Consider the following 14,745-nt stretch of genomic DNA (forward strand, 5'->3'; position numbering starts at 1 on the left):
CGCCAGCGTTACCCCGCGCTCATTGCATCCCCCAGATGGAAAATCGGCAGATACATTGCCACCACCAGCGTGCCAATAATCAGACCTGTCACGACCAGTAGCAAAGGCTCAAGAAGCGCCGCCAGATTGTCTGCCTGCTGAAATGTCTGTTCCGTATGATGGCGGGCCAGATTCATCAGCATGACATCCAGTGAACCCGACACTTCTCCGGTGCGAATGAGCTGAATACACAGTGGCGTAAAAACAGAGGCCTTCTGGAAGGAGCACCACACGGGCATCCCCTGTTCGATATCGCTGCGTATCTCACGGAGTTTCTCCTGCCAGTAGCCACACTCAACGGTCTCCTCCACACTCTCCAGTCCTTGTAAAAAGGCAATTCCGGCCTGCTGGGTTAATGACAGCACGGTAAAAATTTGCCCCAGTTTTTGCCCACGCATCAGCGTGCCCATCACCGGTACATGTAACAGGACGTACTGCCAGCGCGGATGCCGCCGCAGCTTACAGGCGATGACAACCATTGCCACGAGCAGGGCCAAAAGGGTGAGGATATGCGCCTGAATCAAGGCCGCCAGCCCCGTGACTGCCTGCGTGAGCAAAGGGAGCGGGGTGTTGAACGTTTTGTAGATTGCAGCAAACTCAGGCAAAACCAGCGTGACCATCGCCAGCACCACGAAAACGGCCAGCGTCAGGATGATCAGCGGATAGCGCAGCGCTTTCTTCACCTTTGCACTGAGCTGCTGCTGGGATTTTTGTTGCTGCGCAAGCTGACGGCAGCAGGCTTCGAGCTTACCCGTCAGTTCACCCGTCTTCACCATCGAGACATAAAGGGGGCAAAACACCTCTGGCCATTTCTTCATGGCCTCTGACAGAGCGAAACCTTCGCTCAGGTCATCAGCAAGACTGTGCAGCAGCGCCTGCCAGTGCTGCAAAGGATGCTGTTCCGCCAGCATGTGCAGGCTTTGGGACAGCGTGAGTCCGGCCTGTAGCAGCGTGGCGAGCTGGCGAAAAATATCGTAGCAGTGCTGCACCTGCCATCGGTGGCGCTGCTGGCAGCGTTTTAGCGCCAGCGGGTGCAGCTGTTTAAGCACCAGAGCCGTGTAAGCTGCGTTACGGTCGATGGCCCAGAGGGTGCCGGTTTGCACCTCCCCCTCGGTGGTCAGGGCACGCCAGCGCCAGAGCGAATTAGCAGCCATCTGGCATTCCCAGGACGCGCAACAACTCTTCGAGCGTAGTCAGCCCTTGCTCTACGGCCATGCAGCCATGCTCAAACAAAGAGGTCATTCCCGCCTGACGAGCGCTGGACCCAATCACCTCCGTGCTTGCTCCGCTGGCGATGGCCTGCCGCAGCGTGTCGTCGATGACGAGCACTTCAAAAATGGCTACGCGACCATAAAAACCGTGGTAGCAGCGATCGCAGCCGGTGGGTTGCCAGCAAGGAAGCGGCCGGGGCCACAGCGTGCGGGGTAATTCGGTGTGGCGGCTGGCTTCCTGTCGGCAGTACGGGCATAAACGGCGCACCAGCCGCTGGGCAATCACCATCGAGAGCGCCGAAGAGATCATCCAGCGCGCGACGCCCATCTGTTGCAGCCGTACCAGCGTTTCAGTCGTCGAATTAGTATGGAGGGTGGACAGCACCAGATGCCCGGTTTGTGCCGCCTTAATGGCAATTTCTGCCGTTTCGCCGTCACGAATTTCACCTACCATAATGATGTCAGGATCCTGCCTGAGCAGGGCGCGCAGCACGCTCTGGAAGGTCAGCCCCGCACGCGGATTAATCTGCGTCTGGTTTAAGCCTGCAAGCGGGATTTCAACGGGATCTTCCACGCTGCAAATATTAACGTCAGGGGTATTTCGCGCCTGTAACGCGCTGTACAGCGTCACCGTTTTCCCGCTACCGGTCGGGCCGGTGACCAGAATCAACCCCTGAGGGCTGTTAAGCGCCCCGGCAAAACGGGCCTGCTGGTCTGCGCTCATCCCCAGCTGTTCAAGCTCCAGAGCCTGATGTACCTGGTGAAGCAGACGAAGCACGATTTTTTCTCCACCGCTACAGGGAAGGGTTGTGATACGAAAAGAGACGGGGACGCTTGCCAGCTCCACCGTAAACTGACCGTCCTGCGGCAGGCGGCGCTCCGCAATATCCAGTTGACCCAGCACCTTCAGACGTGCGGCAAGCGTCGTCCCGAGGGCGGCAGAGATCGGCGGTTGCGGGTAGAGAACACCGTCGATTCGCAAACGGATCTGGTAACCGTGCTCCGTCGGTTCAATATGGATGTCAGAAGCCCGCTGGTTTACTGCCTGCTGCAAGGTTGTACTGAGCACGTCAGCGGCTGAGTTTGGCGCGATGCCCGGCAGGTGTGATGATGAGAGGGACTGAAGCCGTTTTTCCATCCGTTCAGCCGTCCAGCACTCAATATCAATACGTTTCTGCGTGGCGAAGCGTAACGCTTCCATCAGCTCAGAGGCAGGATTACCCACCACCGCAATGCTGATCATCTCGGTGTCGCTTGCGAGTAGCAGTGCGTGATGGCGCTGACAGAGCGTCATAAGCTGTTCGGTATTCATTGTCCACTCCTGTCAGTTGTTGTCGAAGCGGAAAACATCTTCACAGGCTTGTCTGAGCGCCGTGTCGGACGCAATTTTGCAGTCACGCGTCCAGCCCGTCATACCGTTACCGTCGCTCCAGATCGGTGTCATGAGCACTTCAAGTCCGTTAAGGCTTTCCTGCCCTGTTAACGATACGATCCCCTTCGCCACGCTCATCGCTGAAACGTAACGTGTGGTTGTCGGGGAGGGGATGCCATTGGTGCCTGCGTCGCAGCGATCCACACCACCACGATCCAGGGCGCAAAGCTCAATGGCGGTGCGGTAGGGGATGAACGTTTGCAGCATATCGGTGAGCGCCGCTTTTCGCAGGTAGTTCTGATAGGCCGGGACGCCAATCGCGCTCAGGATGGCAATAATGCCAATGACCACCATTAGCTCAATCAGGGTAAATCCTTGTTGTCTGTTCATGTCTGCTCCTTATGTTAAGTGGCGCTACTGTGGCAGTGACTGCGCGCAGAAACGAGGGGCAAAAGCGTGAACGTGAAGGGGCTTTCAGGGAAATGATTCAGTGTTGCAGAGAAGGACAGCGTAATTGCGAGCGGTTTCGTATTTCCCCTCTCCGGGCGGAGAGGGGGGATAATTTATTTGAAGCGCATCGAGAGGTCGAGGGCGCGGACGTGCTTGGTCAGGGCGCCTACGGAGATGTAATCGACGCCGGTTTCAGCAAATTCGCGGATGGTGTCGAACGTCACGTTGCCGGACACCTCAAGCTGCGCCTGGCCGTTTGTGCGTTTGACCGCTTCACGCATCTGCTCCGTGTCGAAGTTATCGAGCATGATGATGTCAGCCCCCGCTTTAATGGCCTCGTCCAGCTCCTCCAGCGTTTCCACTTCCACTTCGACGGGCACATCCGGATGCAGCCAGAAGGCTTTTTCCACGGCCTGACGCACCGAGCCAGAGGCAATAATGTGGTTCTCTTTGATCAGGAAGGCATCGGATAGCCCCAGACGATGGTTGGCGCCGCCACCGCAGAGTACCGCGTATTTCAGCGCGGTGCGCAGGCCCGGCAGGGTTTTACGGGTATCCAGCAGCTGCGTGCGGGTGCCTGCCAGCAGGTCAACGTAGCGGCGTACTTCACTGGCAACGCCAGAGAGCGTTTGCACAAAATTGAGCGCGGTGCGTTCACCGGTCAGCAAGACGCGGGACGGGCCGTCCAGTTCGAACAGTGGCTGATTCGCCGTGACCGCATCGCCGTCCTCAACGTGCCATGTTACCTGCACCTCGTCGCCCGCCAGCTGGGTAAAGACCTCCTCAACCCAGCGTTTGCCGCAGAAAACCCCTGCTTCACGGGTGATAACCACCGCATGCGAGCGTGTCTCTTTTGGCAACAATTGGGCGGTAATATCGTTATCGGCGCTGACGTCACCGCCGAGGTCTTCTCTCAGGGCATGGGCAACGCTTGCCGGGATATCACTATTAATACGTTCCAGAAGCGCGTCACGTCGGTGGTCGGGGTTATAGCGGCGAGGCGGCATGATAAAACTCCAAATTGGTAACGAATCATAATATTGAAACATGCTACTCTGAACCGAGTAACAGCACCATAGATAAGGAGTTCCAGCATGTTGTTAGAAAACGGATGGCTGGTGGACGCGCGGCATGTACCGTCGCCGCACCACGACTGCCGCCCGGAGGATGAAAAGCCCACACTGCTGGTGGTTCACAATATTAGTCTCCCGCCGGGTGAGTTTGGCGGTCCGTGGATCGATGCGTTATTCACTGGAACGATAGATCCCGATGCCCACCCCTTCTTTGCTGAGATTGCGCATCTGCGCGTATCGGCGCACTGTCTGATCCGTCGTGATGGCGAAGTGGTTCAGTATGTTCCTTTTGATAAGCGCGCCTGGCAGACCTGGCTTGCCCGCTATCTTACGCCGCATGAACGTCTACAGTCCGGCATTGATGCCATCCTGCACGTGCTCGACTGGCTTCCGGTGCGTCTGGTAGGCGTGGTCTATGCCCTCATCGGTCACGGTGAAAAGGCGCTGCCCGCGTGGTTTGTCTCCCTTGCTGACCGTCATACCTCGCAGTATCAGGTTTTAACCCGACTGGCACAGTTCTCGCTGGCGCGTGAGCCGCACACGGACAAAGTCGCAACGCCAAAGGCTGCCGTCTCGATGGCGAAGAAAACGTCGTTTGTGGTGGTGGTGATTGTGGCGCTGCTGACGATTTACGGCACGCTGGTTTAAGCCAGCGCGCCGAAGCCGTTACGGTGTATCTGCGGGCGGGATGCCGAATTCAGGCATCCCGTTTTCGTTCCAGCGGATGAGTTTCAGGCGAGTATGGCGATTGGGATCGTAAAGCGGATCGCCTTCAATTTCAGTGTAGTTTCGCGCGTGGTAGACCAGCACATCTTCGCCTTCCGGCGTCTGCGTAAAGCTGTTATGGCCTGGCCCATACTGACGGTTTTCGTAGCTGGTGACGAACACCGGGCGCGGGGATTTATGCCAGTTAGCCGGGTTTTGCGGATCGGCATTCAGGTCTGCCCACAGTAATCCCATGCAGTAGTTATCGTCGGTGGCGCTGGCGGAATAGCTGATAAACAGCTTATCGCCATGGAACAGCACCGCCGGGCCTTCATTGACCCAGAACCCGCGGCACTCCCAGTCATATTCCGGTTTACTGAGCATCACCGGCTCGCCTTTCAGCGTCCACGGATTTTCCATTTCACACAGGTAAAGATTCGAGTTACCGGAAATATCCGGGGCTTTTTGCGCCCACAGATACCAGCGTTTACCCTGATGAACAAAGGTGGTGGCATCCAGCGCGAAGGTGTCAAACGGGGTTTTGATTTGCCCTTTTTCTACCCACGTACCGGTGAGCGGATCGCGATCTGCGCATTCAATGGCAAACATGCGATGCTGGAACATCCCGAGATGATCGAGCGCCTGGGTATGCGTGGCGGCAAAATAGATGTACCAACTGCCGTCGATATGATGCAGTTCCGGTGCCCAGATCAGCTGGCTCATCGGGCCGGTGTCGGGCTTGCGCCAGACAACCACCTCTTCGGCATCGCGTAAACCTTCCAGCGAGTCCGCGCGGCGGATCGCCAGCCGATCGTACTCCGGTACGGAGGCGATAAAGTAATATTGCCCATCGTGACGCAGGATATACGGGTCGGCGCGTTGTTCAATAAACGGGTTTGGCCAGGTTTGCATTCGGCTTTCCTTATTTAGTCTCAGCGGCTTTGAGTTCCTGATAATCGTTCAGCTCGCGATAGTTGGTGCGACGCTTTTCCAGATCGGACTGGATCTGCTTCATGGTCTCACGGTCCACTTTCAGCAGACGTACTACGCCCGCGGTAATTAAGTATCCAATGCCAGGAATGACGGTAAAGAGCAGCACGATCCCGTTGATGGCATCCGCGCTCTGCGCTTTTGCGCCCGCATCGTAGCCGTACCAGGAGAGCAGGAAACCGACCATTGCCCCGGCAATCGCCAGACCCAGTTTCAGGAAGAAGATGTTGCCGGAGAAGCTGATCCCGGTGATACGTTTCCCGGTTTTCCATTCACCGTAGTCGTCCACGTCGGCCATCAGGGACCAGTGCAGCGGGGATGGGATCTGGTGCAGGATGTTCAGCAGGACGTAAAGCACAACAATGGTTGTCGTCGCTTTCGGGTCGAAGAAGTAGAAGGCGCAGGAGAAAATCGCCAGCGCGATGTTGGTCCAGAAGAAGACCTTCAGCTTACACCAGCGGTCGGTCAGCACTTTCGCCAGCATACTGCCGAACATCATGCCGATCACGCCCAGGCTGATAAACAGCGTGGCGAAATGGGTGCTTTGCCCCATGACCCAGGTAACGTAATACATGGTGGCCGCCATGCGGATAAAGCCAGGGCAGACGTTGCACAGGGTTAACAGCAAGATCCGCACCCACTGGTCGTTCTTCCACACGTCTTTCAGGTCGTTTTTAAGTTCGTCATGGGTTTGCACCGCCGGACGCACGCGCTCGCGCACCGTGGCGAAGCAGAACAGGAACATGCAGGTACCAATCAGCGCCAGCACGGTCATCGCCATCTGGTAGCCTTTGGCTTTGTTATCCCCACCGAACCAGTCGGCCATTGGCAGGAGCGTTAGCGACAGCAGCAGGGTGGCGATACCAACCATAACAAAACGGTAGGACTGGCAGGCAACGCGCTCTTTCTGGTCGTTGGTGATCACGCCGCCGAGCGAGCAGTACGGAATATTGATGGCGGTATAGGTCAGCGACAGCAGGAAGTAGGTGACAAAGGCATAGATAACTTTGCTGTTATAGCTCCACTCTGGCGTGGTGAACATCAGAATGCTGAACAGCGCATAGGGGAAGGCAATCCACAGCAGCCATGGACGAAACCGGCCATATTTGCTGCGGGTACGGTCAGCAATCGCGCCCATGATCGGGTCCGTTACGGCATCAATGACGCGCACGGACAGGAGTAAAACGCCAACCAGTGCAGGAGCCAGACCAAAAATATCCGTATAAAAATAGTTAACAAATAACATGATGGCGCCAAAGATAATGTTGCATCCGGCGTCACCCATGCCATAGCCGATCTTTTCTTTTACTGACAGTTTGTTGTTATTCATCGACAGCTCTCCGGGTTTCGGTATGGAGAGAATTATTCGCTGGCAAACGAATATATGCGTTGCAATATAAAGGCGGTGATATGGAGGATTTTGCTGTTGGCGCGAATTTGTGAGGAAGGTAACAAGACGCTGTACCCGCAACCGCGAGTACAGCGAGAAAACATTTAGTGCGCTTTCACCGTTTTGGCATTTTTCTGTTTCACCATATAACCCACGCCGAGGATCGCAATCCAGACCGGGATCAGGTAGACGGAAATCGCCATGCCTGGGGTGATGAGCATGATGACCAGTACAGCTGCCATGAACAGCAGGCAAACCCAGTTCCCCAGCGGATAGAGCAGGGCAGGGAAGCGCGTGGTTACGCCCTGCTGCTGCTTGGCGCGGCGGAACTTGATGTGCGCGAGACTAATCATTGCCCAGTTAATCACCAGGGCGGAAACCACCAGCGCCATCAGCAGACCGAAGGCTGATTCCGGGGCCAGGTAGTTAATCAGCACGCACAGCGCCGTCACGACCGCCGACACGATGATGGTATTAACCGGTACGCCACGCTTATCAACGGTGAGCAGCGCTTTCGGTGCGTTGCCCTGTTGCGCCAGGCCGAACAGCATACGGCTGTTGCAGTAAACGCAGCTGTTATAAACGGAGAGCGCGGCGGTCAGCACCACGACGTTGAGCGCGTTCGCCACGAAGGTATCGCCCAGCTCGTGGAAGATGAGCACAAACGGGCTGGTATCCGCCGTAACGCGCGTCCATGGCAGCAGCGAGAGCAGCACCGCCAGTGAGCCCACATAGAAGATCAGGATGCGGTAGATAACCTGATTTGTGGCTTTCGGGATGCTCTGTTCCGGGTTGTCGGCTTCCGCGGCGGTGATGCCCACCAGCTCCAGACCGCCGAAGGAGAACATAATGATCGCCATCATCATCACCAGGCCGGTCATGCCGTGAGGCAAGAACCCGCCTTGCTCCCAAAGGTTGCGCACGGTGGCCTGCGGGCCGCCGTTGCCGCTGAACAGCAGCCAGCCGCCGAAGATGATCATCGCTACAACGGCAATCACTTTGATGATGGCAAACCAGAACTCCATCTCACCGAACACTTTTACGTTGGTGAGGTTAATGGCGTTAATCAGGACGAAGAAGGCCGCCGCAGACGCCCAGGTGGGGATCTCCGGGTACCAGAACTGAATGTATTTCCCGACGGCGGTCAGCTCGGCCATGGCAACCAGAACGTACAGAACCCAGTAGTTCCAGCCCGAGGCGAAACCTGCGAAGCTGCCCCAGTATTTATAGGCGAAGTGGCTGAATGAGCCTGCGACCGGCTCCTCAACAACCATTTCCCCTAACTGACGCATAATCAGAAATGCAATGAAACCCGCTATCGCGTACCCCAAAATAATGCCCGGACCGGCCGACTGGATAACCGATGCACTGCCCAGAAACAGGCCAGTACCAATAGCACCGCCCAGGGCGATGAGCTGTATATGGCGGTTTTTAAGGCCGCGCTTTAGCTGATCGCCATGCTGTTGAGCTTCCATTTGAAACCTCGTGTGTGGTTGTTATGTTCACGCTGTGCGTGTGTAATTATGAAAGTCCATATTCTGTATTTATTTCTTTACGGTTAACGATACCGAAAAAAGCGGAGATGGCTTCCGTTAGCGCCAGAATAGTGGTAAGCGCCAGCGAATGCACCTGCTTTATGAAGGGGCGATGACGACTTGAATAAAAAGAAACCAATTGTAAATCGGTACGTTAACCCCTCATACCCCAACCTATAGAATAGAAATGCGTCAGAAGAGGGCGAATTTTCATTTTTTGCCTTGTTGAATCGCTTCAGATTGCAAAAACCCTCGTTTCATTATGGTTAAAACTGCCTCTTTGGTAGTAACCATTTCATTTGTGCAAAGTTACATTCCTGAAACGTTAGTTCTGTAAGGTTGTTAAAATGTGCCGGGTTTACTGATTTCAATCAAAACCAATATGGACAGAAGGTGAATACTTTGTTACTTTAGCGATACGAACATGAAATTGGTAAGACCAATTGACTCCGGGCAAAAAGGCGTAAGACAGGGAATATGGCCTACAGCAAAATTCGCCAACCAAAACTTTCCGATGTGATTGAGCAGCAGCTGGAGTTTTTAATTCTCGAAGGGACACTGCGCCCGGGCGAGAAGCTCCCGCCAGAACGCGAGCTGGCAAAACAGTTCGACGTTTCACGTCCCTCTCTGCGTGAGGCGATTCAACGTCTCGAAGCAAAGGGCCTGTTGCTCCGTCGCCAGGGTGGCGGAACCTTTGTGCAAAACAGCCTGTGGCAGAGCTTCAGCGACCCGCTGGTAGAACTTCTCTCTGACCACCCAGAATCCCAGTTTGATCTGCTTGAGACCCGTCACGCGCTGGAAGGTATCGCGGCCTATTACGCCGCCCTTCGCAGCACTGATGAAGACCGCGTACGTATTCGCGAGCTGCATCAGGCCATTGAACGGGCACAGCAGTCCGGCGATTTAGACGCCGAGTCCAGCGCCGTCGTCCAGTATCAAATTGCCGTCACCGAAGCGGCGCACAACGTGGTGCTCCTCCATCTGCTACGCTGCATGGAGCCGATGCTGGCCCAGAACGTTCGTCAGAATTTTGAATTGTTGTATGCCCGTCGGGAGATGCTCCCGCTGGTAAGCAACCATCGCACCCGAGTATTCGAGGCGATAATGGCCGGGGAACCGGAGCAGGCGCGCGAAGCGTCGCACCGCCATCTGGCTTTCATTGAGGAAATCTTGCTGGACCGCAGCCGTGAACAATCGCGTCGCGAACGTTCATTACGCCGCATACAGCAACGAAAGGATTAAGCGCCAGGTACTTTTAGAGCGCGGCAACTAAACGCAGAACCTGTCTTATTGTGTTTTCTGGCGAAAATACAATGGGACAGGTTCCAGACAAATCAACGTATTAGATAGATAAGGAATACCCCCATGTCAGAACGTCTCCAAAATGACGTGGATCCGATCGAAACTCGCGACTGGCTACAGGCGATCGAATCGGTCATCCGTGAAGAAGGTGTTGAGCGCGCTCAGTATCTGATTGATCAGCTGCTTTCTGAAGCACGCAAAGGCGGCGTGAAAGTGGCTTCAGGTGCAGGGGCTAGCAACTACGTAAACACGATTGCCGTCGAAGACGAACCGGAATACCCGGGCAATCTGGATCTGGAACGCCGTATCCGTTCTGCTATCCGCTGGAACGCCATCATGACCGTTCTGCGCGCATCCAAGAAAGACCTGGAACTGGGTGGCCACATGGCGTCCTTCCAGTCTTCTGCGACCATTTACGAAGTGTGCTTCAACCACTTCTTCCGTGCAGCTAACGAGAAAGACGGCGGCGATCTGGTGTACTTCCAGGGCCACATCTCTCCGGGCATCTATGCACGTGCCTTCCTGGAAGGTCGTCTGACTGAAGAGCAGATGAACAACTTCCGTCAGGAAGTTCACGGTAAGGGTCTGTCTTCTTACCCGCACCCTAAACTGATGCCTGAGTTCTGGCAGTTCCCGACCGTATCTATGGGTCTGGGTCCAATCGGTGCGATCTATCAGGCTAAATTCCTGAAGTACCTGGAACACCGTGGTCTGAAAGACACCTCTGAGCAGACCGTTTACGCCTTCCTGGGCGACGGTGAAATGGATGAGCCAGAATCTAAAGGCGCGATCACCATCGCGACCCGTGAGAAGCTGGACAACCTGTGCTTCATCATCAACTGTAACCTGCAACGTCTGGATGGTCCGGTAACCGGTAACGGCAAGATCATCAACGAACTGGAAGGCATCTTCGCAGGTGCTGGCTGGAACGTGATCAAAGTGATGTGGGGCGGTCGTTGGGATGAACTGCTGCGTAAAGACACCAGCGGTAAACTGATCCAGCTGATGAACGAAACCGTTGACGGCGACTACCAGACCTTCAAATCCAAAGACGGTGCCTACGTTCGTGAGCACTTCTTCGGCAAATATCCTGAAACCGCAGCCCTGGTTGCAGACTGGACTGACGAGCAGATCTGGGCGCTGAACCGCGGTGGTCACGATCCGAAGAAAGTTTACGCTGCACTGAAAAAAGCGCGTGAAACCAAAGGTAAAGCGACTGTGATCCTGGCCCACACCATCAAAGGTTACGGCATGGGTGATACCGCAGAAGGTAAGAACATTGCTCACCAGGTTAAGAAAATGAACATGGACGGCGTGCGTTATATCCGCGACCGTTTCAACGTTCCAGTGACCGATGAGCAGGTAGAAAAACTGTCTTACATCACCTTCCCGGAAGGGTCTGAAGAACACAAGTACCTGCACGAACGTCGTCAGGCGCTGAAAGGCTACCTGCCTGCTCGTCAGCCTAACTTCACCGAGAAGCTGGAACTGCCAGCGCTGGAAGATTTCTCTCAGCTGCTGGAAGAGCAGAACAAAGAGATCTCTACCACTATCGCTTTCGTTCGTGCCCTGAACGTGATGCTGAAGAACAAGTCGATCAAAGATCGTCTGGTTCCAATCATCGCCGACGAAGCGCGTACTTTCGGTATGGAAGGTCTGTTCCGTCAGATCGGTATCTACAGTCCGAACGGCCAGCAGTACACCCCGCAGGACCGTGAGCAGGTTGCATACTACAAAGAAGACGAGAAAGGCCAGATCCTTCAGGAAGGTATCAACGAACTGGGTGCAGGCGCATCCTGGCTGGCTGCTGCGACCTCTTACAGCACCAACAACCTGCCGATGATCCCGTTCTACATCTACTACTCCATGTTCGGGTTCCAGCGTATCGGTGACCTGTGCTGGCAGGCAGGCGATCAGCAGGCTCGCGGCTTCCTGATCGGGGGTACTTCTGGTCGTACGACCCTGAACGGTGAAGGTCTACAGCACGAAGATGGTCATAGCCACATTCAGTCTCTGACTATCCCTAACTGTATCTCTTACGATCCGTCTTACGCGTACGAAGTGGCAGTCATCATGCATGACGGCTTGCAGCGCATGTACGGTGAAGCGCAAGAGAATATTTACTACTACATCACCACCCTGAACGAAAACTACCACATGCCGGCAATGCCAGCAGGTGCCGAGGAAGGTATCCGTAAAGGTATCTACAAACTCGAAACCATCGAAGGTAGCAAAGGTAAAGTTCAGCTGCTGGGCTCCGGTTCTATCCTGCGTCACGTTCGTGAAGCAGCGCAGATCCTGGCGAAAGACTACGGTGTGGGTTCCGATGTGTACTCTGTTACCTCCTTCACTGAACTGGCGCGTGATGGCCAGGATTGTGAGCGCTGGAACATGCTGCACCCAATGGAAACCCCACGCGTTCCGTACATCGCTCAGGTGATGAACGACGCGCCAGCGGTGGCGTCTACTGACTATATGAAACTGTTCGCTGAGCAGGTTCGTACTTACGTTCCAGCTGATGATTATCGCGTACTGGGTACTGACGGCTTCGGTCGTTCTGACAGCCGCGAAAACCTGCGTCACCACTTCGAAGTTGATGCTTCCTACGTGGTTGTAGCAGCACTGGGCGAACTGGCTAAACGTGGCGAAATCGATAAGAAAGTGGTTGCAGACGCAATTACTAAATTCAACATCGATGCAGATAAAGTTAACCCGCGTCTGGCGTAAGAGGTAAAAGAATAATGGCTATCGAAATCAATGTACCGGACATCGGGGCTGATGAAGTTGAAATCACCGAGATCCTGGTCAAAGTGGGCGACAAAGTTGAAGCTGAACAGTCGCTGATCACCGTAGAAGGCGACAAAGCTTCTATGGAAGTCCCGTCTCCTCAGGCTGGCATCGTTAAAGAGATCAAAGTCTCTGTTGGCGATAAAACCGAGACTGGCAAACTGATCATGATTTTCGATTCCGCCGACGGTGCAGCAGCAGCTGCACCTGCGCAGGAAGAGAAGAAAGAAGCCGCTCCTGCTGCTGCTCCAGCAGCGGCCGCGGCAGCGAAAGAAGTGAACGTGCCTGACATCGGCGGTGACGAAGTTGAAGTCACTGAAATCCTGGTGAAAGTGGGCGATACCGTTGCGGCTGAGCAGTCACTGATCACCGTAGAAGGCGATAAAGCCTCTATGGAAGTACCAGCGCCATTCGCCGGTACCGTTAAAGAGATCAAGATCAACACCGGTGACAAAGTGTCTACGGGTTCCCTGATCATGATTTTCGAAGTGGCGGGCTCTGAAGGCGCTGCGGCTCCAGCGAAAGCGGAAGCTGCTCCGGCTCCGGCTGCTGCACCAGCGGCTGCTGGCGGCGTGAAAGACGTTAACGTACCAGACATCGGCGGTGACGAAGTTGAAGTGACCGAAGTGATGGTGAAAGTGGGCGACAAAGTTGCCGCTGAACAGTCACTGATCACCGTTGAAGGCGACAAAGCTTCCATGGAAGTGCCTGCGCCGTTCGCGGGTACCGTTAAAGAGATCAAAATCAGCACCGGCGACAAAGTCTCTACCGGCTCTCTGATCATGGTCTTCGAAGTGGAAGGCGCTGCACCTGCCGCCGCTCCTGCTGCTGCGGCTGCTCCGGCACCGGCTGCTGCACCGGCTCAGGCTGCTAAACCGGCTGCTGCCCCTGCTGCTAAAGCAGAAAAATCTGAGTTCGCTGAAAACGACGCTTACGTCCACGCAACTCCGCTGATCCGTCGCCTGGCGCGCGAATTCGGCGTGAACCTGGCGAAAGTGAAGGGCACCGGCCGTAAAGGTCGTATCCTGCGCGAAGACGTTCAGGCTTACGTGAAAGACGCGGTGAAACGCGCCGAAGCTGCACCTGCGGCAGCCGCTGGCGGCGGTATCCCGGGCATGCTGCCATGGCCGAAAGTGGACTTCAGCAAGTTCGGCGAAATCGAAGAAGTGGAACTGGGCCGCATCCAGAAAATCTCCGGTGCTAACCTGAGCCGTAACTGGGTGATGATCCCGCACGTTACCCACTTCGATAAGACCGATATCACCGATCTGGAAGCGTTCCGTAAACAGCAGAACGCCGAAGCTGAGAAGCGTAAGCTGGACGTGAAGTTCACCCCAGTGGTCTTCATCATGAAAGCGGTTGCGGCGGCGCTGGAACAGATGCCACGCTTCAACAGCTCCCTGTCCGAAGACGGCCAGAAGCTGACGCTGAAGAAATACATCAACATCGGTGTTGCGGTTGATACGCCAAATGGTCTGGTTGTTCCGGTCTTCAAAGACGTGAACAAGAAGAGCGTCACTGAGCTGTCCCGTGAACTGACCACCATCTCCAAGAAAGCCCGTGATGGTAAGCTGACTGCCGGCGAAATGCAGGGCGGCTGCTTCACCATCTCCAGCATCGGCGGCCTGGGTACCACCCACTTCGCGCCGATTGTGAACGCGCCGGAAGTGGCTATCCTCGGTGTGTCCAAGTCCGCGATGGAGCCGGTGTGGAATGGCAAAGAGTTCGTACCGCGTCTGATGATGCCAATCTCTCTGTCCTTCGACCACCGCGTGATCGACGGGGCTGATGGTGCGCGTTTCATCACCATCATTAACAACATGCTGAGCGACATTCGCCGCCTGGTGATGTAATCGAAAAGCCGGCCAATCGGCCGGCTTTTTTCTGATAA

10 protein-coding genes and 2 pseudogenes are annotated in these 14,745 nt (G+C 55.3%); 5 read left to right on the forward strand and 7 right to left on the reverse strand.

The genetic code is table 11. The features are described from left to right. Window positions 1-8: 8 nt before the first annotated feature. The 4 genes from hofC to nadC all read right to left on the reverse strand — a co-directional run bounded on the left by hofC (window position 9) and on the right by nadC (window position 4,079). Window positions 9-1,193, reverse strand: a complete 1,185-nt coding sequence (hofC, locus tag O1724_RS04060) for a protein transport protein HofC (RefSeq protein WP_126297024.1) — start codon at window positions 1,191-1,193, stop codon at window positions 9-11. Further along, window positions 1,183-2,562 (reverse strand): type II secretion system protein GspE, encoded by a 1,380-nt coding sequence (gspE, locus tag O1724_RS04065; RefSeq protein ID WP_126297023.1) that lies wholly within the window; start codon window positions 2,560-2,562, stop codon window positions 1,183-1,185. The genes hofC and gspE overlap by 11 nt, the downstream gene beginning before the upstream one ends. A 12-nt stretch (window positions 2,563-2,574) precedes the next feature. Further along, the gene (ppdD, locus tag O1724_RS04070) at window positions 2,575-3,012 is read right to left on the reverse strand and encodes a prepilin peptidase-dependent pilin (protein ID WP_023315399.1); all 438 of its coding nucleotides are present in this window, start codon (window positions 3,010-3,012) and stop codon (window positions 2,575-2,577) included. Window positions 3,013-3,185: 173 nt separating this feature from the next. Continuing rightward, on the reverse strand, window positions 3,186-4,079 hold the full coding sequence (nadC, locus tag O1724_RS04075) for a carboxylating nicotinate-nucleotide diphosphorylase (RefSeq protein WP_032608506.1): 894 nt from the start codon (window positions 4,077-4,079) through the stop codon (window positions 3,186-3,188). Window positions 4,080-4,166: 87 nt separating this feature from the next. Here nadC and O1724_RS04080 point away from each other — a divergent pair. Together O1724_RS04080 and ampE are read left to right on the forward strand one after the other, a co-directional pair. Further along, window positions 4,167-4,412, forward strand: a pseudogene (locus O1724_RS04080) (peptidoglycan recognition protein family protein); the annotation flags it as partial. 30 nt (window positions 4,413-4,442) lie between these two features. Further along, a pseudogene (gene ampE, locus O1724_RS04085) lies at window positions 4,443-4,793 on the forward strand (regulatory signaling modulator protein AmpE); the annotation flags it as partial. Window positions 4,794-4,811: 18 nt separating this feature from the next. Here ampE and O1724_RS04090 read toward each other — a convergent pair. The 3 genes from O1724_RS04090 to aroP form a co-directional block, all read right to left on the reverse strand. After that, window positions 4,812-5,762 carry a glycoside hydrolase family 43 protein gene (locus O1724_RS04090; protein ID WP_126297022.1) on the reverse strand — a complete coding sequence of 317 codons (951 nt, stop codon included), beginning with the start codon at window positions 5,760-5,762 and terminating at the stop codon, window positions 4,812-4,814. A 10-nt stretch (window positions 5,763-5,772) separates the two neighbouring features. Continuing rightward, window positions 5,773-7,170 carry a glycoside-pentoside-hexuronide (GPH):cation symporter gene (locus O1724_RS04095; RefSeq protein ID WP_126297021.1) on the reverse strand — a complete coding sequence of 466 codons (1,398 nt, stop codon included), beginning with the start codon at window positions 7,168-7,170 and terminating at the stop codon, window positions 5,773-5,775. A 164-nt stretch (window positions 7,171-7,334) separates the two neighbouring features. Then, entirely contained in the window at window positions 7,335-8,705 is a 1,371-nt protein-coding gene (gene aroP / locus O1724_RS04100; RefSeq protein ID WP_003856317.1) for an aromatic amino acid transporter AroP, read from the reverse strand. 537 nt (window positions 8,706-9,242) lie between these two features. On the opposite strand from aroP, the gene pdhR reads away from it, so the two are divergent. From pdhR to aceF, 3 genes are all read left to right on the forward strand, one after another. Then, window positions 9,243-10,007, forward strand: a complete 765-nt coding sequence (gene pdhR / locus O1724_RS04105; RefSeq protein ID WP_006173806.1) for a pyruvate dehydrogenase complex transcriptional repressor PdhR — start codon at window positions 9,243-9,245, stop codon at window positions 10,005-10,007. A gap of 123 nt (window positions 10,008-10,130) precedes the next feature. After that, window positions 10,131-12,794 (forward strand): pyruvate dehydrogenase (acetyl-transferring), homodimeric type, encoded by a 2,664-nt coding sequence (aceE, locus tag O1724_RS04110; protein WP_003856315.1) that lies wholly within the window; start codon window positions 10,131-10,133, stop codon window positions 12,792-12,794. A 14-nt stretch (window positions 12,795-12,808) separates the two neighbouring features. Continuing rightward, entirely contained in the window at window positions 12,809-14,707 is a 1,899-nt protein-coding gene (gene aceF, locus O1724_RS04115; protein WP_023315404.1) for a pyruvate dehydrogenase complex dihydrolipoyllysine-residue acetyltransferase, read from the forward strand. Window positions 14,708-14,745 lie beyond the last annotated feature (38 nt).

The organism is Enterobacter cloacae complex sp. HYC074_NIDB (genome assembly GCF_056673345.1).